Here is a 22,877-nt window from a genome sequence, read left to right on the forward strand (position 1 = left end):
GTACACTTTAGCACGTGAGGATTCAAGTACCGGATCGACGTACAAATTACCTCTAGAAGTGAGTTTCCGAATAGGTCTATTAAAAAAACATTAGGCAAAATTTCTAATTCCTAATATAATTATTTATAGTTAATTTATATTTAACAAAAATGACTACCATACTTGTGATCGTTATTATAATAATGATTGCCTTATCTGCTTTATTTGCTGCTACCGAAACTGCTATTACCGCCTCCTCGCCGGGGAAGATTCATAAGCTTAAAATCGCCGGTAATAAGCGTGCTAAAACAGTTTTAGAGGTTCTTAAGAAAAAAGAAAAGGTCATAGGAACTTTACTAATAGGTAATAGTTTAATCAATACTGTTTGTACCACTATTGCTACTACTCTCTTTATTAGCTTTCTCGGAGATAACGGACCGTTAGTTGCTTCCGGCGTTATGGCTTTTATAATTATTGTTTTTGCCGAAGTAGTACCGAAAGCAATAGCCGTTGCTAAGCCTGAACAATTAGCATTAAAAATGGCTTCAACTATCGTAATATTTTTAAAGCTTTTCAAACCTATTAATATTGCTCTTGATTATATTACAAAAATATTTTGCTTCATATTTCGTATTAATTTAAATCCTCAAATATCAGGAACGGAAGAAGTAAGAGGCGTGATTGAGCATTACCACCAAGAAGGCGGAGTTTATAAATCCGATCGTAATATGCTCGGCGGGATATTAGATATACGTAATATGACGGTATCGGAAATTATGACTCACAGAAGTAGTATTATAGCCCTTAATATCGACCTACCTCATGAAGTGATAATTAAAACTTTATTATCGGGTGCTCATACACGTATACCTTTATGGCAAGATAATAGAGATAATATAATAGGGATTCTCAATCTAAAAGATTTACTTAAAGCATTATACGAAAATAATAATGATGCAAAAAAAGTTGATATTAATAAACTTCTAACTCCACCTTGGTTTATCCCTGAGAACGCACTTGTAGTAGACCAGCTACACGCATTTAGAGAACGTAACAATCATTTTGCTTGTGTTGTAGATGAATATGGTGATTTACAGGGAATTATTACTCTTGAAGATGTTATAGAAGAAATCGTAGGACCTATTACCGATGAACATGATAGACTTAATAATGAAATTATTAAGAAGTCTAATACCGAGTTCATTATAAAAGGAACTACGACTATTAGAGATATTAACCGAGAACTTGATTGGAATTTATCGGATGAGGATGCAAACACTATAGCAGGATTAATAATCCATAAAATTGCTAGAATTCCAAATCAAGGAGAGGTAATCGAAATATTTAACTTTAAAATAATAATTTTAAAGAAAATTGCCAATAAGATTGACAGTGTAAAAATTACTGTATTACCTACTACCGAGGAAACAATAAGCAGTGAGTGAAATCGGTAATTTTTTACTGCTAACAACGATGTGCTTAAGCGGGATGTCGATACTATTGTCATTCCCGCGTAGGCGGGAAGCCAGTATAACATATAAAAAATTAACTTCTTTAACAATAGTAAAATTATTTTTTCTAGATTCTCGCTTTCGCGGGAATGACATTTATTTCTACACAGCCGCTTTATGTTCTATACTTGCCTTTTTTGCCCTAGTCTATGCTTTTATTATTTCTGACTTTTCACTACAAAATGTTTTCTTAAATTCCAGTACTTTAAAACCTTTAATATATAAAATAGCCGGTAGTTGGTCGAGCCACGAAGGCTCAATGTTATTATGGTTTTGTTTATTACAAATCGTTAGTTGCTGTTATATATTTTTACTTGAAGATAACCGTCTTAAATTTTTATCTATTATTATTCTATCAGCCATACAACTATTTTTTAGCAGCTTTATTTATTTTACCTCCAACCCTTTTAATGTATTTTCTTTTGTACCTAAAGAGGGACTTGGCTTAAACCCTATGCTACAAGATATTGCTTTAAGCATCCATCCACCTCTGCTTTATTTAGGCTATGTCAGCTATGTAGTGCCTTTTACTATTGTTTGTACGAAGTTGGTATCATCCCGTGGCTTGTCCACGGGATCCAGCATAAAGCGAGATAAATCGAGCTTTTTGTATTTTTTATTACTAGATCCCGTGGACAAGCCACGGGATGACACGTTGCATCTCCTCAAAACATTTTCAAATATCGGTATTTTATTTACGACCATCGGAATTAGCCTAGGTTCTTGGTGGGCCTATAGAGAACTCGGCTGGGGTGGATTTTGGTTTTTCGATCCGGTAGAGAATATTTCACTATTTCCTTGGTTATCCGGAATTATGCTACATCATTCTATAATAGTTACTACCAAAACAAACCGTATAGTCCCCTTGCATAACTGGACGATAATCTTATCAATTGTTACTTTTTTGCTCGTAATATTTAGCACTTTTTTAGTACGATCAGGTTTTATTACCTCAATTCACTCTTTTGCATTCTCACCTGAGAGAGGAATATACTTACTTGGGATATTTTTGATTTTGAGTATTGGAAGTATAGGGTTGTATACTACAACGTCATTGCGAGGAGGTGCATTAGCATCGACGAAGCAATCTCAGGAAACTAGCCGAGATTGCTGCAGCCACTTTCGTGGCTTCGCAATGACGAATTGTGGAAACGGGATATTCTTAGGCAATATATCCTTCCTCCTTAGCCTTATCGTACTAATAGCCGCCACGCTTTATCCACCAATTTACTCTTTATTTGACGATAAACCAATTATTATTAATGAGACATTCTTCATTAATAATTTCATTATATTCGTTATCCCTATTCTTTGTACTATAGGATTATTTACTACCAGAAGCTCTATTAAAAAACATATTATAATTCTAATATTATCTCTAATAATTACTTATTTAATATCATTAAAATTAACATTTAGTGTTATATCGATTTTAACTATAATCGCATCCATATTTTTGATGCTTCATAATGTTCATTATCTTTTGATTAAAACTAATTATTTTAGAAACAGACTTAAAGCAAGTGCTGCTAGCATGATACTTGGGCATTTTGGTTTTGCACTAATTGCTTTTAGTATTACCCTGAACTCATTATTGCAAAGCGAAATGGATTTTACCGGCAGAGTAGGAACAAGTAAAACATTTAACGAATTTAAAGTAACATTGCAAAATATTAAGTTTGCTCAAGGTAAAAATTATTATAGACAAATCGCTGAATTTTGGCTTGAGGATAATAGCCGTAATATAACTATATTAAAGCCGGAAAATAGGCTTTATATAGTTGAGAAGAGCTTATCGCAAGAAAGTGATATATATTCTTACTTATTATATGATCTTTATGCAGTTTTAAGTAATATAGACGGCGATATAATTCATGCTAAAATATATTATAAGCCAATGATGAGCTTTATTTGGCTTGGAATTATTCTTACCGCTTTCGGCTTTTTTATTGCACTAATCAGAAAAAATTCTAGCTAATTTGAACCATCACATTTAAGGTTTAAAATTTTTATACTATTCGGATGATCAGCTCCAAATTTTTCTATCTGATTATTACGGAATTTTTCATACCAAAATTTCTTAGGTAAAGTACAGCTAGCTTTAGCGGCTACAAAATACATATTACTTATTTCATACACATTTTTCATATTTTCTTTATAGTTATTCCAATATATATTTTCAGCAGTAGCATAAGCATCTACCGCCTCCTCATTTTGATTAAGTAATACTAGTGCATCCCCTTCAGCAACAAACGTTTTTGCCAAATCTATATCCGGTGATATAATAATCTCTTTATTAGGTCTAGTTGTATCATTAAAGAAAATTGCTTTAGCTTTTTTGGCATATTCTAGAGCTTCGGTAACATCACCAAGTCCTAGCTTTGCTCTTGATTTTTGGGTAAAAATTCGTCCAAATACTTGATTTTCCTCTTTTTTATTCGATTTATTCATATCATATACTTGTTCTAATAAAGAAAAAGCTTCCTGATATTTCTTAAGATTATTTAATACATCTACTTTAATTAGATATGAACCGGTAAGAAATAAATCTTGAGGTTTCATGCCGTTTTCAATACAAGCATTTATAGTATCATCAATTCTTCTTAATGCTTCATAATTTTTACCCTGGATATTAAATAATTTAGCTTTTGCATAATATATAGTTGCTATATCAGTTTGATCTACTAGATTTTGATCGAACATAGCTTCCATAATTTGGATATTTTTTTCTGCTTCCTCTAGATTTCCTAGCTGAATATTGGATATAGCCGAACCGAAAACTACATTACATTTTATGGAATCATATCCTTTTACTTCCTCAAATACCTGCTTAGTTTTCGTATCATATTCAATTGCTTTTTTAGGATCCGACCAAGTTCTATAATACCACCCTATGCGTCCTAAATATGCAGCATAAGCAAATTTTTCTTCATTATTCATTGTCCATAATTTAAATTTACCTTTTTGATCGTTTTTATCAAACCAATTTACTAATTTTTTTGAGTTATATAAATCGGAAGAATTAGCATATTGTATTAATAAATTTAATTTTAACTCTAAAATTTTATATATTGATATATCGTATTTTTCTGCATTTTTTGTCATTATCTCAATATTATCCGATATAGTTTTAGCATTTCTAAAAATACGCCCCTTTACTAAACTTTTAGGTATAGAATTTAAAAGATTAGTAACACTAAGTTCAAGATATTCTTTATTTCCTTTATCTCCATTTATTTGTAATATTTTTTCATCTATAACATCATGCATTTCAAATATCGGATTAACTTCATTAGGTTCAATATTAGAGATCAAAGCAAATTTAGAAAGCTGATAAATATCATCATCTAGACTGTTCTTATCTTCAGTAATAGAATTTAATAATTCTTTTGAAAAACTTTGATTATTAAGCAGTGCTATCCCATCTAGTAATCTTTTAGCACTAGGCTTTAATTCATTGCTAACAAGTTTTATATTTAGCTCAATTTTATCCTTAGAGGCTTTTATCTTTTTCTTATATTCCTCTAAGTTCAAACCTTGTACTTGATTTAATATTTGTGCTCCTTGAACTACGAGAATCGGATATCCTCCAAATTCTTGAGTCAAAAAATTTATTAATTCCGGATTTTTATTTTCCAATATATTTTTTGCAAGTAATGCAGTTTCCGGCTTAGTGAAAGCATTTGCTTTGATTATATTAGATAATAATTCATCATCTTGAGAACAAACTATAATATTACCGTTATATTCCCAATTAATAAAATCTTCTATTTTCTTATTCTCACCTATTTTTAAATTATCAAACACCAACAACCATTTATCTTTACTTGCTAGATAAGCTATTAAATCTTTCCTCATCACTGCCATATCTTCTGAAATCACCGGTGATTTTACCTCGGTATTAATAGCTTTAGATAATTTGAGTAATTGCTGCTCTATATTTAGATTACAATCAATAAACCAAATTATGTTATAGTTTTCTTTATTTTCATAAGCGTACATCCTAGCAAGCTGAGTTTTACCCATACCGCTTATACCTACTACACTCGATTGCTTATATTTATTAAGATTTTCTTTTAGTTTTTCCAATTGCGATATATGGTTTATGAAATAACTAACCGGTACCACTAAATTTGATATTTGACTTTGAGCAAATATACTTCCGCTTATTAGAAGCATAATAATCCCTAATATATATTTTTTCATAATATTTATTAATTTTAAATTTCTAGCTGTAAAGCTTTATATCTTTTCGACTAAAAGTCAATAAAAATTTGAGGTTAATGAAGATATTGCACTGGGTGGAAAATTAGGTGATGTCATTCTCGCATAGCATTGCCCACGTGGATACTGAAAGTCGTCATTGCGAGGAGTCATTGTTAAATCCGTCATTGCGAGGAAAAATTGAAAATTTTGACGAAGCAATCTCAGGATATTTCGACGAGATTGCCAAGCTCTCTACGTTTGCAGCCTTGTTGCGTGGTTCAGGAAATTTGCTGGGTGTCATACCGTGGCTTGTCCACGGTATCCAGTAAAACAACTAAAAATACTAATATTATTAGTATTTTTAACTGGATCCCGTGAATAAATCACGGGATGACAAAGGTGGAATCGAGCCATGCAACAAGGCTTTTCGCTCCTCGCAATGACGACCTTCAGTATCCACGCGAGCAATGCCACGCGGGGATAATATAGAGTAGTTTTTGAGCCACGCAACAAGACCTGTAGGCACGAAGAAAGAATAAAAAAAAGCCCCCTTTTTTCAAAGAGGGCTTTTTCTTGGGGAACTTATAAACTTGCTAATCGGGAGCGATTAGAAGTTTACACGGACTTTTAGAGTACCTTGATGTGCAGTATATTTACTTGCAATCTGAGCATCGTAACCGATTCCGTATTCCATCTTAGCATCAGGTCTTATGCTTGCACTTAAACCTAAATTATAAGATGTTTTAGCAGTTCTGTCAGGCTGGCTGATGAACGGAGTAACTTGTCCATCTAACTGAGACTGAGTTTTAGATAATCTACCATTTACTTTGTGAACTACAAAAGCATGAGCTTCTGGATATACCGCAAGATCAGTTATATTCATAGTACCACCGGCTACTTTAGCACCTACTATTAAATCGGTTCTATCGCTAAACTTGCTGTTAACTTGCTTGTTTGCAACTGTTGTACCGGTTTCTTTGTAGTTTTCGTCAGAAGACTTTAAGTAGCTAAGTCCTGCCATTGGAGTTACTAATACACCTTGCATTGCGTTGTAATCATAACCGACCATTAAGTTACCACCGAATGTCATGTTATCGTAATTACCGGCAGCAATTTGCTTATTCATAGTACCGTTAGCATCGAAGAAGTAACGCTGACTTTTGTTCTTCACTTGGTTTAAGCTAAATATTGCACTACCTTGAGCAAAGAAGTTCTCAACAAGCTGCTGGGCACCATATAGAGAGAATGAGAAACCGTTAATGTCGGTTTTATCACCTTTCTTATAATCCTGGTGTTTTATATCAGTTTTAGTAATACCGATAGCAGCACCGATCATTAAGTTATCGTTAGCTAGCGTATCTAAACCGATTACAACACCAGTGGTTTTAGCTTTATAACCAGCTAAACCGCCTTTCTTACTTTGATGTGCATCAGTATAGAAAGGTTTTGCCCATATACCGTAAGCTACATTGTCAACAGCTTCGTCACCTGAAGAGACCGGACCTTGCGGAGTAGACATTAACCCCCCTTCAGCTCCTGCCATTTCAGCAGTTTCAGGAGTACCTAAATATCTAAGAGCCCCTAATCTGTTCCCAAGTTGAGCTTGGATGTCTTTTGCTACATCTAATTGTGCATTAGTTACGGCTGCACTTGTATCGGTAGTAATAGCTCCAACAAAGTTAGCAGAATCAGCACTATTTTTAGCTAAAAGAAGATTATTATACGCCGCAGTATTAGTTGAATTTACGAATGTCGTAACGTTCTGGCCTACACCCGGTACACCTGCAAATGGGCTATTTGCGATATCATTAGTAACTACTTTTGCTGCATCGTTAGTACGTGTTATTACATAATCTTGGTTAGCAGCACGTATTAAACCGTAATCTACGAAACGATTACTTCCGGTTACAGCAAAGTTAGGACCTCCTAAAGTACCGTTAAATCTAGCACCACCTTGGATTAAAGTATAAGTTTGTGTACCGCTGAAATTTGCATTGGCATTATCTTGTACGTTAATGGTTGTGGTTCCTGTAGTTGTTGCATTAACTTGAGCATTTTCCGCAATAACGATGTGACCTATATTGCCGTTTGATACCGTTAACGTTGTGCTAAGAGAAGTATTGCTTCCCCATGTTGAAGTACCACTTGCAAATGTTAAAGTGTTTGTAACAAGATTGATATTACCGTTAATAGCAGTAGTACCGCCGCCTAAAGCTACATTTGGTGATACAACAATTAAGTTAGTACTACCAAAATTGGTTGCCGTAGAATATATATTTCCTAGTAATTTTTCTAATGAACCGGTAGGACCTGTAAATTGTACGGAAGCTACAAGAGTCTCAGAGCTACCTATGTTGCCAACAGTTGCACTACCTAAGTAAGTTACATTACCATCATTAGCTTTAACGGTAACAACTGTACTTGTAGCAGTAGAGTCTGTTCCAACAGCAAAAATTACATTAGAGCCACCGTTAGCACTTCCAAGAGTAATTTTACCGTCGAAATCTGCTCCACCTACACCGCCTGCTTCATAGGTTAAACCATCATTAACTATTAAATTAGCTACAGTAGTATCACCTAAGTTTTTATAGTTTGTAGTTACTGTTACTTGCTTTAACTTTGGTGTACCATTACCAGCACCTAAACAGTAAATTGTACCTGGAGTATTAGGAATACCGCCGCTAAGTGTTACAGTACCTTGAGTGTCTTTTGTAGTACCGATACCTGCATATAATGTAGTAGCATTAACGATTATGCCGTTATCACTTCCAAGAACAAGACCTACGATATTATCCTGATCACCGATTGCTTGACCGTCAGCGATTGTACTATCAATACCAGATACGAATACAGCAGGAGCAGTAAAACCTGTAGCTGTTTTATTACCAACCTTACTTGTAATTGTTAAGCCGTCAAATGCGATACCGCTAGGTAAGAATAAACTTGCACCTAAACTTGCATTTTCAAAAGAAATTGTATCGGTTACAACAGCATTCCCAGCTCCATTACCGATTTGATTAATTACTATGTTACCGGGACCGGAAACTGTGAGTTGTTTTAAATCATTGACATCTACAACTTGTTTGTTTAATGTTACGATAATAGGATCAGCGTTAACGAATTCTACTATACCAGTATTATCAGCAGATTCGATAAAGTCTGCAGTATAGTTACCGCCAATTTGCAAGGTTGAAGCAGCTTCAATTGTAGTTTCACCGTCAAATATTGCATTACCTAAGAACTGAGCCGTAGTACCATTATTTAATTCTACAGTATTAAACTTATTACCTTGCTGTCCACCGACTATACCGCTTACTATATTTGTTCCACCGGCAGTAAAGCTGAACGTACCAACGTTAGGAGTAGCAGTAGTAATATTAGTAGCATATAAATTAACACCTTTACCGACATTTAATGTTGTGTCTACAGCTGCTGCACCAGCTGGAGCTCCAAAATTAATCTCTGCAAGTGGGTTTGCAGCACTACCTAAATTTGTACCGTCTGCAAGAGTTGTATTATCATTTACAATAGGATTAAATATTATTTTACCCTGATTTGCAGAATTTGTAGTTTTTGTTATTAAATAAGTATTGTGAGCAAGTTGTACTGAACCGTTATTTCCAATAACTAACTCATTAATAGCAACATCACCGCTATTTAAAGCTGTTTTACTTGAGCCGATATTAAATTGTCCAAGAGTTTTATTATTAGCTGCAATAGTACCAATATTACCGCTAATAGTTAAAGTTTGATTATTTGTTAGGCTACTTGCATCAACAACACCTGTTTTATCAGTAGTGATAGCTAAATCAAAATCAACTAAAATATTATTTTGAGTACTTGTTAATTTAATAGTACCACCATTAGCTTGGAAATCAATCGTTCCACCGGCATTAGCACCGATAATATTTGCTCCGCCAAGTGTTAATGTTTTTGAAGCATCGTTAGCTAAAGTAATACCTTGTAACGCAGCATTACCACCACCGTTACCTATATCACCGGTAATTGTAGCACTTCCATCTAACTGAATAGCACCGGCTGCAAGAGCAGCATTACCGACAAGAACAGTTTGGTTAACTTTACCGTTTATAACCGTACCATCAGCAAGTTTAAATACAGAACCAGCGTTTCCTAAACGTAGCTCAGCATTATGTGTTCCTGATAATTGGACAACTCCGACACCTGCTGCTTCGATTGCTGTAATTTTATTTGTTACCGCAACATTTGCATCAGCATTACCGCTTGCTAAAGTACCGTTAGCAGCAAAAGTTATCACACCCGCAGTATTACCGTTATTGCTAGTATCACCTGTGAAGTTACCTGTAAGAACCTTAGTATCAGGAACTGTAATTTGTGATGCAGTATTACCGAAATCAACGGCACCAAAGTTCGAGTTCTGGGTTATTGCAACTGTAGTAGCTGCTGTTTTAAATGCAGTAGTACCATCTGTACCAACATCAACTATGTGTCCAAAATTTACTTGTCCGCCTGCATTAGCACTTTGTATAACCATGTCTTTAGCATAAACTTGTCCAGCGATTGTTGCTGCATTACCATTATCTACGCTAACAACAAATCCTGCAGCTCTACCTGCTCCATTATTAGTACCTATTACTGCATTAGCAGGACCTGCATTAGCTATAAGTTGACCAGCTACTGCAGTAGTGTTAAATTCGATAATACCTTTTAGATCACCGCCTAAACTTCCTGTAACGTTAAAGTCGGTAGCAGCACCGTTGTTACTTAATAATACTAATCTACCTGTGCCGTCTGTTCCGTTAAAATTAATAGTAGCACCACCTACTTGTAAATTTAAAGCATTACCGGCAGTAGCATCAGTATTGAAAATGAAACCTTGACCATCACCGATATTAATTGTCTTAATAGTAGCAAAAGTTTTATCTGAAACTTGAATAAATCCATTAGTAACATTTAATGTACCGTTAGCACCATTAGCTATTACAGCATCACCTCCAAGTATAAGAGGAGCTTTTTGAGTTGTAGGGTTTGTTAAATTAAATACTAATGTAGAAGCCGCAGCACCAAAATCTATTGTTCCTATACCACTAAGATCATTATTGGCAATAGCATTACCACCATTAAATTGTGCAACAACATTTTGAGCATTTTTTGTAACAGCAGCTTGTGCAGCAGTAATACCTTGTCCTGTTATGGTAAGAGCTTTACCGGCACCAAGAGTAAGATTAAAGAAGTTACCGTTATTAGCAGCATTAGTGATAAATCCTAAAGTAGTATCTTCACTAACTGTCACTGCTAAATTGTTTGCAGTATCTAAAAACAAACCGTTAAAACTACCTGCTGGAGTATTAAAATTAATAGCGTTATTAGCATTAGCCGTAATAACTGCATTTAGAGCAACCGCAGCGTTTGCATTAGCGGCAGTTTGGTCAAATCCCGCACCGTCAACAGTTGTAGCAGCTCCAATTGTCGTTCTATTCTGCTGTGTAGCAGCACCCATAGCTGAGCCTGCGAAGCCTGCTACTATGGTAGCAGTAGACGCTGTTACCAATCCTGCGGAAATTAATTTTTTTAGAAAATTTGGTTTTTGAGCCATAATTTTTTTCCTATATTTAAGTTAAAATTTAGTACCTAGTATTAAAACAAACTTATCAAATGCGAGTCAAGATATCCCACATTTGATAAGGAAATAACCTAATATTTTGTTTCAATAGTTTCTAAACTACGGGCTGAGCATACTATATATTGTATATAATTACAAGCATCGCTGTAGTTTTTTTATAAAGTTTTAATAAATGTTATATTTTTATCACATTTACATCATGCTGTGACATACGGACCGTCATTGCGAGAAAAATTACGTAGTACTCAAGGCGAAGCAATCTCAGGAGTTTGTTATTACTTCATGAGATTGCCACGCCTCCCTACGGTCGCTCGCAATGACGGTTCTGGTATCCAACAATGCCTCCTCGCAATGACGAAAAAACTACTCTTCATTAAATATTAGCACTTCAGCAGTATTTTCCCATTTTAGCATTTCGTCGTATTTAGTATCCCAAATACGCATAATTTCTTTTTCATATTCTACAATTTGTTCTTCTAATCCTTCAAATTGTTTCACCATTTGACGTGCTTTAGAAAGTATCGTGTCATTACTAACATCAAAAACTTTTTTCAAATGACGGTCTTGTTCTTCTTTGTAATTTAAATGAGCTGCTCTACCAAGCTCAGCATCTTTATGCATATCTTCACTTCTTATCTGTATTTCAAAATTACGTTTAGAATGTAAAAGCTGCATTATATTATGAAGAGACTGATAGCCGTTGCTTTTTGGTCTATTGATATAATCTTTGGTGTATAACCAATCTAAATGCGGAGAACTCTTAACTACGTCCAAAGCATTATAGCATAGAGCTTTAGATTTAACTATAATCCTACATGCAATTAAGTCTTTCAATCCATCAATTGCTACTTCTTTCCTTTTCATCTTTTTTAAAACAGAATAAGGTTCTTTAAGACGCATATATATCTCATTTTCTATATCTGCTTTATTTAAATCTTCTTTAAGCAGATTAATAATATCACAAATCAAATCCCCTCCTGCTACCTAAAATTCTATATATCTCTATTCTTAGTAAATATTACCTATAGCTTTTAGAACTTAAATCCACAAGATTGTTCATAATACTATTCAAGTAATTTATAAAATTAATTCTTTAACTAAAAATTAAAAAACAGATTAATAGTAAAAATAAATTTTTTCAATAAAATTGTTTAATTAATTTTAACTTAGGTTAATTGAACGAATCTATTTCATCGTCATTGCGAGGAAATTATGGAATAATTGACGAAGCAATCTCAGGATGTTTGACGAGATTGCCGCGTCGCTTCGCTCCTCGCAATGACGAATAGCATTAAGCAATAAGTAAATCAGAAAATTTATCCATAGAAACTTCCGAAACACTACGTAGAACTTCAGACATTTTGTTAAATTCTCCGGTACATTCAAGCACTATATCTACGCCTGCATCTAAAACTCCTTTGGTAATATCTGCCATATTACCGCTTAAAGCTTTCATATCTATTGCATCGGAAATAATAAGCCCTTTAAAGCCGATATTATTTTTAATATAGTCTATAACTTTTTTTGATAGGGTGGCAGGATTCTCAGAATCAAGAGCTTTGTAAATTATATGTGCCGTCATAGCAAGTTTAATATTATCGTGCTTCGCTAACTCTTTAAATACTTTAAAATCTGTTTTTTCTAACTCTTCTATACTAGCATCGACAATCGGTAATTTTTTATGGCTATCCACCGTAGCTCTACCATGACCCGGAATATGTTTTATACAAGCCCTGACTTTCTCTTCTTGTAACCCATCTATAGCAGCTAAACATAAAGGTACAACTACTTCCGGCTCACTGCCGAAACTTCTATCTCCGACTATCTCGTCTGCTCCTTCGTGAATCAAATCCGCTACCGGAGCAAAATCTAAATTAATACCTACTTCTCTTAGCTCTTTGCCTATAGTGCTATAATTGCGTTTACATGTTTGTGGTTCAGTAAAGTCCTTCGCAGCCGGAGCATCATAAAAAGTCGGTGCTATGAGCCTTTTTACTCTACCGCCCTCTTGATCTATAGAGATGATAGTATTTTCCCCTAATACTTCTTTTATATCTGCAATAAGCTTAATAAGGGTTTCTTTATCCTGCTCACCGTTATCATTCTTTCTAACATTACGACGGAATAAAATTACACCTAAAGGATTATGTTCTTCAAATAATTCTCTTTCGGCATCGGTTAATTCAGGACCGGATATACCTATAATTACCGGCTTTACCATTTGTCTTATTGTCATAATATGCTCCTTTCTTTCCTTTAAAACGTAATATGACAAGTACTATACGCAAGTCATAGAGGAATCGGCAAGAATTTTTTTTATTTGAAAGGATAAATTATGGAAGTTGGTAAGTAATATATGAACTTTATCGGTAGACGGAGATGTAATATCTTTCTTTAAAGATTTTTGAAGTAGATCAATATCATTAACAGTATAATATTTTCTATTATTTATTTTATAATTAGATAAATCAGGGATTTTTGTCTCTAGATATCTTAATTGATGTAAAGCAATATTTAAATGCTTAGTTACTTCACTAGCAGAATAATATTTTTTTGTTAGACTTTTTGCATAACTTGCTTCTAAAGGTAATTTGTAAGTCAATCCGGTACTCGCATCCTCCGTTACTTGCGTGTACGCTGCGGTGCTGCGTTCCGTGTTTCCTTCAAATTCCTCTTTATTAGCTTTGTTATGCAAAAAGTCTATTGATCTATTGTTTTTCATGTTCGTTAACTAGGGCTTTTAATTTGGAAGAAGGGGCAAAGCGTAAATTCTTTTTTGATTCTATAATTACCGGTGATTTAGTATGAAAATTTATTCCAGGACGTGGATTTTTTTGTTTAACCTCAAAGCTACCGAAATTCTTTAAAGTTAATTTTTGCTCCTTTGCTATTTCTAAAATATTAGAAAAAACCGTATTAACTATTTCCTCGCATAAATTATTTGAAAAACCTAATTTGGAGCTTAACATAGCTGAAATTTTTTCTTTGGTAATAGTCATAAATAATACCGATTTTTTGTCCACAGTCATTGCGAGCGACCGTAGGGAGTGCGGCACAATCTCAGGAAGTTTGACGAGATTGCCACGCCGCTTCGCTCCTCGTAATGACGTTAAAAAATTACGAATTTGCTTTTTCTTTATTATATTCGTTAATATTTTTATTTAGCTCTTCTAATTTATCCACTAGGTGCTGACGTATTTCTTCTTGCTTCTTGCTTCCTGCTTTTTTATAATCTTCCATTTTTGCTTTTACATCATCTATAGATTTTTGCAGTTCTTCACTTTTTTTATCTTTCTGATCTTTCACATTCTTTTTTATCTCTGCAACGCTTTGTGCTATCTGATCATAAGTATCGCTTAAACTCTGATTAAATTTATCAGCCCCTGTTTGTGCTAGGTTTGTTAAATTGTCTTTTAATTCCTGTAAGTTTTCGGTAATTGTTTTTGTACTGCTTGTAGCTACTTCTTCAGTTTGCACTTCATTTGCTTTTGCTTTCTCCTTAGTAGGCGAATCTGCAAAAATGCTAGGTGTTAATAATAAGGTAGCAGTAGTAGCGAATGTTATTAATATTCTTTTCATTATATTCTCCGATTATTTATGTTTATTGTTATATTGTTCAATTTTCTTACTTAAATCATCAAGTTTTTTTACAAGAGTTTGTCTATATTCTTCTACTTTATCATCTTTAATTTTCTGATAATCCTGCAACTCTTTCGTTAAACTTTTATATTGCTCTTTTATAGTTTCTAAAGAGTGGTCTTTACTATCCTTAGCATATTCCTCTAAATCATTAATTTTGACAGATAATTTATCCGCTACTTCATGACATTTTTTATTAAAGTCGGCAGTAATAATTTCAGCAGAATTCTTAAGGTTTTTATGTAATTCTTCAAGTGCTTCAGCTATAGTTCTCATAACACCTCTTTTTGAAATAGACCTCTTGGGAAACTCTACTTCTAGGGGTAATTTGTACGTCGATCCGGTACTCGAATCCTCACGTACTAGTGTGTACGCTGCGGTTCTGCGTTCCGTGTCTCCTTCAAATTCCTCTCTAAATCCTCGTTTCCGAAGAGGTCTAATAGTTAATAAAAGTTAAACTTAAATATTATATATTCAGAATCATAAATAATATAATCTTAAAAAGCAATTTTAAAAAAAATATATCTAATGTATAGTTAATTATATCAAATAAATTTGAGGATATTATGACATTAGAACTAGGAAAAAAAGCTCCTGATTTTTCGCTGCACATAGGTAACGATAAAATAATTAAACTATCGGATTTAAAAGAAAAATTCGTAGTATTATATTTCTATCCGAAAGACGATACACCAGGATGTACTATTGAAGCACAAGATTTTAATAGGCTAAAACCGGAATTCGATAAACTTAATACGGTAATTATTGGAGTATCTAAAGATAAGCTTGACTCTCACGATAAATTTAAAGAAAAATATAGTTTGGGATTTGATTTGGCCTCTGATGCAAATTCAAATTTGTGTGAACAATTAGGGGTATGGATAGAAAAATCAATGTTCGGTAAAAAATATATGGGCATTGATAGAGCTACGTTTTTACTTGATAAGGAAGGTATTGTTAAGCATATTTGGCGTTCGGTAAATGCTAAAAATCACGCCCAAGAAGTACTGGAAAAATTAAAGACTCTACTCTGAATAAATGAAAAATAGTAGACGAAGTTTAATTTGGAAAAGAGCAAGGCGTTTTATATTTTTTGACCGCAGCGTACACACTAGTACGTGAGGATCAAAAAATATAAAACAACGACGCCAATTTTTCAAATTAAACGAGTATACATTATTTTTTCCATCTGTTGTGAAACCAGAACCATTGAGCTGGATTTTGCTTAACCCATGCTCCTAGCATTTGGTTAATATTAAGCATAATATTATAGCAATCGGCTTTATTATCGCCGGTTTGCTTAAAACTCAATTGCGGGTGAACTATTACTTTAAAATAACTGCCTTTAGTTCTAATGATTTGGCAAGGTATAATTGGATATTTATACTGCAAAGCAATTTTAGCTATGGCGTTTGCAGTCATAGCAGGATGTCCTAAAAAAGGCACTTCAATTCCATCATTCATTTTTTGATCAACAAGCATAACAATAGATTCACCCTCCTTGATAGCCCTGACTAAAGCTCTGCTACCTTCAGGACCTTTCGGTATAAGTCTTAATTTGTCACCAGCACGGCTTTCATTAATTAACTTATTAACATACGGGTTATTTGCCTTACGATAAATTACGGCAAATTTCGGATAAGATTTATGCAGAAGATTAAGACCGATATCCCAATTGGCAAAGTGACCGCTAAATAATAAAAATGGTTGCTCTCCTAGCTTTTTAATATTCTCAATACCTATTATCTCAGCTCTATGTTCTAACTCGGTTTCGCTCATTTTATTAACATAAGCACTCTCGCCTATAAATCTGCCAAAATTATCCCAAGTTTGATCTATGATTTTTTCAACATCACACATATCGCCGAATACTGCTTTAATATTTCGTCTAGCAATTTTATTAACGGCAAATAATATACCGACTTTTCTTGCTATAAAACTACAAATATCTGCTGCTTTATCTACACCGAATATTCCTATTACTTTAAGAAATATAACGACGATAAAATACTCAATTAAATATCTGAGCTTTTTTAAAAATTTTTTCATTTAATAAATCAGGGTTGTTTATAGATAGTTCTACATCTAAACAGACAATATTATTATTTAAATCATTGAACTTAATATGATCTTTTCTTGTAGTAATTAAGGTAGCATTATGCTCTTTAGCCAATGAATATAAATTTTCTAAATCCGCTTGTAAATAATTATAATGATCAGGAAAAATTTTGTAACCGATTATATTCAGTCCATAATTTTTTAAAGTCGAAAAGAAACGCTCAGGATTACCGATACCGCTAAAAGCAAAATAATTTTTAGTTTTATCTATATTATTTGAAGGAACTATTTGAGCATTGATTAGCTTATCAATATAAGGAGTTAAAATATTCGGTATTTTATCATTGGTACTATTGACTAAAAAAATTAAATCAGCTGCATCAAGAGCTTTATTTGGATATTGTCTTAAAGGACCGGCAGGAATTAGAAAGCCGTTGCCGAAAAGCCTTTTGCTATCTACTGAAACTATAGTAAAATCTTTATGAAAATGAGGATTTTGTAGAAAATCATCAACTATTATTACCTCAGGCTTAAGCTCGTTAATAAACAGTAAAATTTCTTTAATATTTTTAGTAGCAATAACTGTTCCATATTTTGCAAGTATTACTCCCTCATCTCCTACCTCTAATGCTGTATGTCCTTGATGTATGGTAGTTGCACTTTTAAGGTTACTACCATAAGCCTTAGTTACTATTACAAAACTTACATTTTTAGCTCTCAGTAATTTGGCTAGATACATTACTATCTGTGTCTTACCCGTACCTCCCACGCTACAATTACCGACACAAATAACTTTAGCAGGCAACATAATAGGACGTGCTAAACTAGCTCGTAAATAGCCTAAAAATTGATATATCAAGCTTATAGGCAAAAGCAAATAAGCTATAATATTTCGCTTCTGCCAAAATTCAGGATATAAAAGTTTGATCATATTAATATAAATTAGGTTAATATTCGTGTTGTTGAGTGGCTCAAAAAACGCCTCGGTGTCATACCGTGGCTTGTCCACGGTATCCAAAAACAACTAAAAATACTAATAATATTAGTATTTTTAACTGGACCCCGTGGACAAGCCACGGGGTGGACGGTGGTGGAGTTGATCCGTGCAACAACGCTCCTTTTAGCTAGGAATGACATAAAACTATACAATAAAACCTATTTATTAACATTTACGGCAGTTAAAAATAAAGTCAAACGGATTTATTGCTTTATTATCTAGCAGAATTTCAAAATGCAAATGTTCACCCGTAGCATTACCAGTTTTTCCTTGTATACCGATAAATTGACCCCGCTTAATTTTACTTCCTTCCTTAACTGACATTTCCTTTAAATGAGCATATTTCGTAACAAATTTGCGTCCATGTTTAATCTCAACAAAATTCCCGTAGTCAGGTGCTCTAGCAGCTTTTATAACAATTCCGCTTGCTGCTGCATATATCGGTGCTGCTTTTTTAGCTTGTAAATCAATACCGCTATGGAAACATTTCTTTTTTCTTTTCTTTTTATGAGGACTTTTCCTAGTTCCGTAATGGCTAGTAATTTTCGGCTCATATTCCGGCATCATAAGCGGAATCGTGCTAATTATTTTATCAAGCTTGGTTAATTCCGAGATGTTATTCCTATAAGTTTGTTTTTTTGCAAAATAGCTAGCTTCCGGTTTAGAGAGAAACTTATATTTTGAATTTAGTTTTGTTACAGCTGCCTTTATATCGGCTATTTTTATTTCGGCTGCTTTATTAAATTCTGCCGGGTTTTTATTATGAAATTTTTGTAAAAAAATCTTATTTTGTTTAGGGTTATTAATTATTAGACCTAAGTTTTTTGCATATATACATTTGCTATTTTTGTTTGTTAAATCATACTGTACTACTAAATCCGCATGGCTGATTTTATATTTTTGCTTTAATTGAGATGAAGTAGTAGAAAGTAATGTAGTATCACCAGATTCTTTAATACTGCTGCAACCCTGAACAAGAAAAACTATAAACAGTAAAAAGATATATTTTTTAAAAGACATTAAAGATCACTATACTCCTGTGAAATGAAGAGTTGTTATACGAAGTTCAACTTGGAAAAGAGTAAGGAGTCTGTAAGCCGAGGAGCGGAGCGTATAATAATACGTGAGCATTCGAGGTCTTACAAAGACGACGTAGCCAATTTTTTAAGTTCAACGAGTATAATACGTAAATTTTAAATTAAGAGATGCACTTAAATATTCCATTAATTTTTCTAATTCTCCTTTAATATTTGGAGGATTAATTAACATTAACCCACACTTTACCATATTTTTATCACTATTTAAAAGCTCATATTCAATAATTATAGTTTCTTTAAATCCGATATTCTTGTAATTGTGGTAAAAATCACGGACTAAAGGTACATCTTTTATAGGATACCAAATTAAGACGGTATTATTAAGAACTCGCAACTTCATTTTTTTAAGTGCCTCAAGCAATTTTTGAAACTCATTTTTTACTTCAAAAGGCGGATCAAGAAAAATTAATCCTCTATTCTCTTTAAAGGGCAGAAAAGCTTTTATAGCATTATAAGCATCAAGGTTGTGAGTATTAGTTGGAAATAGTTTTTTTAAACTCAAATAATCGCTTGGATGAAGTTCGCAAGCAATTAGGCGATCATTTGGTCTTAGTAATTGTTTAATTATAAAAGGTGAACCAGGATAATGATTAAGACCTGCTAGATTTACTATATTTAAGAAAGTTTGTAAGAGCTGTGGAATAGGATAGGTAGATTTAAGAAGTCTATTAATACCCGTATCGCTTTCTAGAGTTTTAGAAGCCGCCTCAGAGTTTAAATCGTAAAGACCAAGACCTGCAAAAGCATCTAAAACCGCAAAAGATTTTTCTTTTTTCTTGAGTTGTTCTAAAATGCTAATTAGCACTAAATGTTTGACTATATCAGCAAAATTGCCTGCATGATAAATATGACGATAGTTCATTTTAGATTAATTATCAGCCTTATTGTGGAGTTTAACGAACCAAAATAATATCACAGCTTAATTGCAATTTAGCCCAAGCTTTATCTGCTGTATATATAGGATAACCCATAAGTAATCCTAAGCTAATACAAGCTCTATCTCCAAGAGACAAACCAAATCGTTCAGTTTCTTTTTTTAAGCGTCCAATTTCCATAGCTTGTTCAAAATCTACCGATATAATTTTATTTATTGCAGCAGATATCATCTCTTTACTCTGAACATACGATATATCCAACTTCTTATCTAATTCTGCTACTACTTACAGCTATATTTACAGTGGACATAATGGATAAAGGCAATAATTCCTCAACCTTTTCACTACCCTTTTCTGAGTTAAATAATGCGAGTAAAGCTGAGGCATCTAAAATGCACTTATTCATTATTAAGTTCCTTTTTTCTTGATTCAATTAAAGATTCAACTAAAGATATATTATTTTTATTTTTAGATTTTACTAATGCTTGAAATTCTTTAATTTTATTTTTAATAGGAATTAATTTTAGCTCCTTATCAAGTACCAACATTAATTGATCACCTGAAGAAAGATATAGCTGATCACGAATTTTTACAGGGATATTTATTCTGCCATTTTCTGAAATAGTAACTTTATATTCTAAGTGCATAATTTAAAAATAGTTAGAAGTTAGTTAAGTATAAATATAAAATATTATACTTAAAACTACAATAACAAAATAATTATAGGTACATATTTAATTTCTTTTGAGTAATTTTATCATGATTAACGCTATTGTTGTAAAAAATGCAACAGTTGCTTTTCCTAAACATTTTTTACTATGACAAGCCATTCTTCTTCATCAATAATTTTAATATTAAGCTCTTTAGCTTTTTTAAGCTTACTGCCTGCATCTTCGCCTGCTACGACTAAATCCGTGTTAGATGATACGCTAGCTGCAACTTTAGCTCCAAGCTTCTCAGCCGTTGCTTTAGCTTCCGCTCTAGATATCGTCGGTAAACTACCGGTAAATACTACTATCTTGCCTGTTAAGCTGCTTTGTTCTCTGGTCTCTTTGTAATCTTCAATATTTAATATTTCACCAAGTTTTTTGATAAGCTGGGTATTTTCTTTGATATCAAAGAAATCAATAATATCTACTAGAATCTTATCGCCGATACCCTCTAAATCGTTTAGTTTTTGATAAATATCAGAGTCATTTTTGCTAAGTAATTCCATTTGAGCTATAAAATTAGCATAGCTGACAAACTCTCTAGCAAGTAATTTAGCGTTTTGCTCACCGATATGCCTTATACCTAACGCATATATAAATCTTGGCAAGTTAACATTTTTTGATTTTTCTATATTTTTAAAAAGATTTTCTACGGATTTTTTACCCCACCCATCCATATTTTCAAGTTTTGCTAAGCTAGCTTCATTTTTTTCTTTTAAAAAGAATATATCGAGTGGATTGCTAATTAATCCCTTATCTATTAAAAACTCAACTTGCTTACGTCCAAGCCCTTCAATATCCATAGCGTTTTTCGAGACAAAATGACGAATACGCTCATAATTCTGAGCAGGACAGTTAAGACCGTTATCACATCTAATAATAATATCCTCAGCATCATAGTGCAGCTTAGAATTGCATGATGGACAAAATAACGGAGTATCAAACATTGCTGTATCATTAGGACGCTTCCGAGTATCAACTCCCGTAATTTTAGGAATAACGTCACCGGCACGTTGCAAGAATACATAATCACCAATCCGTACGTCTTTTCGCATGATTTCTTGAAAATTATGCAACGTTGCTCTGCTAACAGTTACCCCGCCTATTTCTATAGGTTCAAGCTCGGCTACCGGCGTTAATGTACCGGTTCTACCAACTTGCACTGTAATAGAAAGTAGTTTTGTTTGTCCTATTATAGCTGGAAATTTATGAGCGGTAGCAAATCTTGGAGAACGAGCTATAAACCCCATTCTATTTTGTAGTGCAAAATCATTTAGCTTATATACTACCCCATCAATTTCATAAGGTAAATTTTCTCGATTTGTTTTTAAATATTCGTAAAAGATGAAAATTTCTTCTTCGGAATCTGCAAGCTTAGATATTTCATTAACACTAAAGCCGAATTCTTTTAATTTTGTAAGTAGTTGATCTTGCGAAGAAGCAAGATTCTGTTCGGTTACTCCTCCTGAATATACAAAATATTTGAGCGGTCTTTTAGCCGTAATAGAAGCATCAAGCTGACGAAGCGAACCGGCAGCAGCATTACGGGGATTTGCAAATTTATCTCTGCCCTGCTCTTCTTGCTCTTTATTCAGGTTAAAAAAATCTTGTTTTTCAATGTAAATTTCCCCTCGTACTTCTAAAAACTCCGGAGCATTATCTATTTGATGAGGAAAATTTTTGATTGTTTTTACATTTGCCGTTATATCCTCGCCGATATATCCGTCCCCTCTGGTAGCTCCCGTTATAAGCAACCCGTTTTTATAAATAGCAGAAAAAGACAACCCGTCTATTTTAGGCTCACAAAAAATAGGAGCAAACTCATCAAGACGTAAGAAATTCTTAATGCGATCTACAAAATCTTTTACGTCTTGCTCATCAAAAGCATTACTAAGAGATAGCATCGGTGCTTGATGCGTAACTTTTACAAATTTATTTGCTATTTTAGCCCCTACTTTTTTGCTAGGACTATTTTCTAAAACTAAATGAGGAAATTTTTGTTCTAACTTGAGATTGATATTAAATAGCTGATCATACTCGGCATCTGAAACTAAAGGATTATCTTCTATATAATAAGCATGATTATAAGCTGCTATTTTATCAGCTAATTCTTCTAGTAACTTTTTTGCTTCTTCTTCAGATATTAAATCAATATTTTGCATTAGTAGTTCATATTTTTATTTAAAACTAAGGATAGGATATC

General features: G+C 33.4%; 18 protein-coding genes and 2 pseudogenes. 4 read left to right on the forward strand and 16 right to left on the reverse strand.

Going from position 1 to position 22,877, the window contains the following annotated elements:
• The first annotated feature begins 149 nt into the window (after positions 1–149).
• Positions 150–1,424, forward strand: a complete 1,275-nt coding sequence (locus H6P87_RS05755; RefSeq protein ID WP_202069061.1) for an HlyC/CorC family transporter — start codon at positions 150–152, stop codon at positions 1,422–1,424.
• A complete protein-coding gene (locus H6P87_RS05760; protein WP_202069063.1) occupies positions 1,417–3,468 on the forward strand; it encodes a heme lyase CcmF/NrfE family subunit in 2,052 nt (683 codons plus the stop codon). The genes H6P87_RS05755 and H6P87_RS05760 overlap by 8 nt, the downstream gene beginning before the upstream one ends.
• Here H6P87_RS05760 and H6P87_RS05765 read toward each other — a convergent pair.
• Positions 3,465–5,696: an ATP-binding protein gene (locus H6P87_RS05765; protein ID WP_246437850.1), complete on the reverse strand. Its 2,232-nt coding sequence runs from the start codon at positions 5,694–5,696 to the stop codon at positions 3,465–3,467. The two genes, H6P87_RS05760 and H6P87_RS05765, sit on opposite strands and share 4 nt — an antisense overlap.
• A 170-nt stretch (positions 5,697–5,866) precedes the next feature.
• Here H6P87_RS05765 and H6P87_RS05770 point away from each other — a divergent pair, with 170 nt between their 5' ends.
• Positions 5,867–6,025 carry a hypothetical protein gene (locus H6P87_RS05770; protein WP_202069065.1) on the forward strand — a complete coding sequence of 53 codons (159 nt, stop codon included), beginning with the start codon at positions 5,867–5,869 and terminating at the stop codon, positions 6,023–6,025.
• A gap of 278 nt (positions 6,026–6,303) precedes the next feature.
• Here H6P87_RS05770 and ompB read toward each other — a convergent pair whose 3' ends face one another.
• The 8 genes and pseudogenes from ompB to H6P87_RS07565 form a co-directional block, all read right to left on the reverse strand.
• A complete protein-coding gene (gene ompB, locus H6P87_RS05775) occupies positions 6,304–11,271 on the reverse strand; it encodes an outer membrane protein OmpB (RefSeq protein ID WP_202069071.1) in 4,968 nt (1,655 codons plus the stop codon).
• Between the two features lie 390 nt (positions 11,272–11,661).
• Positions 11,662–12,267 (reverse strand): bifunctional (p)ppGpp synthetase/guanosine-3',5'-bis(diphosphate) 3'-pyrophosphohydrolase, encoded by a 606-nt coding sequence (locus H6P87_RS05780; protein ID WP_202069073.1) that lies wholly within the window; start codon positions 12,265–12,267, stop codon positions 11,662–11,664.
• Between the two features lie 322 nt (positions 12,268–12,589).
• A complete protein-coding gene (gene nagZ, locus H6P87_RS05785; RefSeq protein WP_202069075.1) occupies positions 12,590–13,534 on the reverse strand; it encodes a beta-N-acetylhexosaminidase in 945 nt (314 codons plus the stop codon).
• 42 nt (positions 13,535–13,576) lie between these two features.
• Entirely contained in the window at positions 13,577–13,900 is a 324-nt protein-coding gene (locus tag H6P87_RS05790) for a MerR family transcriptional regulator (protein ID WP_246438125.1), read from the reverse strand.
• A 106-nt stretch (positions 13,901–14,006) separates the two neighbouring features.
• The gene (locus tag H6P87_RS05800; RefSeq protein ID WP_202069084.1) at positions 14,007–14,297 is read right to left on the reverse strand and encodes an HU family DNA-binding protein; all 291 of its coding nucleotides are present in this window, start codon (positions 14,295–14,297) and stop codon (positions 14,007–14,009) included.
• A 118-nt stretch (positions 14,298–14,415) separates the two neighbouring features.
• Positions 14,416–14,877 (reverse strand): hypothetical protein, encoded by a 462-nt coding sequence (locus tag H6P87_RS05805; protein ID WP_202069086.1) that lies wholly within the window; start codon positions 14,875–14,877, stop codon positions 14,416–14,418.
• A 12-nt stretch (positions 14,878–14,889) separates the two neighbouring features.
• Positions 14,890–15,213, reverse strand: a complete 324-nt coding sequence (locus H6P87_RS05810; protein WP_202069088.1) for a hypothetical protein — start codon at positions 15,211–15,213, stop codon at positions 14,890–14,892.
• A gap of 35 nt (positions 15,214–15,248) precedes the next feature.
• Positions 15,249–15,351: pseudogene (locus H6P87_RS07565) on the reverse strand (palindromic element RPE1 domain-containing protein); the annotation flags it as partial.
• A gap of 152 nt (positions 15,352–15,503) precedes the next feature.
• Between H6P87_RS07565 and bcp the strand changes: the two are divergent.
• Positions 15,504–15,971, forward strand: coding sequence for a thioredoxin-dependent thiol peroxidase (gene bcp, locus H6P87_RS05820; protein WP_040256262.1), 468 nt, complete (start codon positions 15,504–15,506; stop codon positions 15,969–15,971).
• Between the two features lie 142 nt (positions 15,972–16,113).
• Here the strand turns inward: bcp and H6P87_RS05825 are convergent, their stop codons facing one another.
• From H6P87_RS05825 to ligA, 7 genes and pseudogenes are all read right to left on the reverse strand, one after another.
• On the reverse strand, positions 16,114–16,986 hold the full coding sequence (locus H6P87_RS05825) for a lipid A biosynthesis lauroyl acyltransferase (protein ID WP_202069090.1): 873 nt from the start codon (positions 16,984–16,986) through the stop codon (positions 16,114–16,116).
• Positions 16,949–17,926, reverse strand: a complete 978-nt coding sequence (gene lpxK, locus H6P87_RS05830) for a tetraacyldisaccharide 4'-kinase (RefSeq protein ID WP_202069092.1) — start codon at positions 17,924–17,926, stop codon at positions 16,949–16,951. Before lpxK ends, H6P87_RS05825 begins: the two co-directional genes overlap by 38 nt.
• A 231-nt stretch (positions 17,927–18,157) precedes the next feature.
• Complete coding sequence (locus H6P87_RS05835) at positions 18,158–19,012, reverse strand: M23 family metallopeptidase (protein ID WP_202069094.1); 855 nt, start codon at positions 19,010–19,012, stop codon at positions 18,158–18,160.
• Between the two features lie 150 nt (positions 19,013–19,162).
• On the reverse strand, positions 19,163–19,951 hold the full coding sequence (locus H6P87_RS05845; protein ID WP_202069098.1) for a 23S rRNA (adenine(2030)-N(6))-methyltransferase RlmJ: 789 nt from the start codon (positions 19,949–19,951) through the stop codon (positions 19,163–19,165).
• A 31-nt stretch (positions 19,952–19,982) separates the two neighbouring features.
• Positions 19,983–20,370, reverse strand: a pseudogene (locus tag H6P87_RS05850) (type II toxin-antitoxin system VapC family toxin).
• Complete coding sequence (locus tag H6P87_RS05855) at positions 20,363–20,611, reverse strand: AbrB/MazE/SpoVT family DNA-binding domain-containing protein (RefSeq protein WP_202069100.1); 249 nt, start codon at positions 20,609–20,611, stop codon at positions 20,363–20,365. Before H6P87_RS05855 ends, H6P87_RS05850 begins: the two are co-directional and overlap by 8 nt.
• Before the next feature lie 155 nt (positions 20,612–20,766).
• Complete coding sequence (ligA, locus tag H6P87_RS05860; protein WP_202069101.1) at positions 20,767–22,836, reverse strand: NAD-dependent DNA ligase LigA; 2,070 nt, start codon at positions 22,834–22,836, stop codon at positions 20,767–20,769.
• Positions 22,837–22,877: the final 41 nt, after the last annotated feature.

The sequence above is a fragment of the Rickettsia tillamookensis genome (assembly GCF_016743795.2).
Classification (GTDB): domain Bacteria; phylum Pseudomonadota; class Alphaproteobacteria; order Rickettsiales; family Rickettsiaceae; genus Rickettsia; species Rickettsia tillamookensis.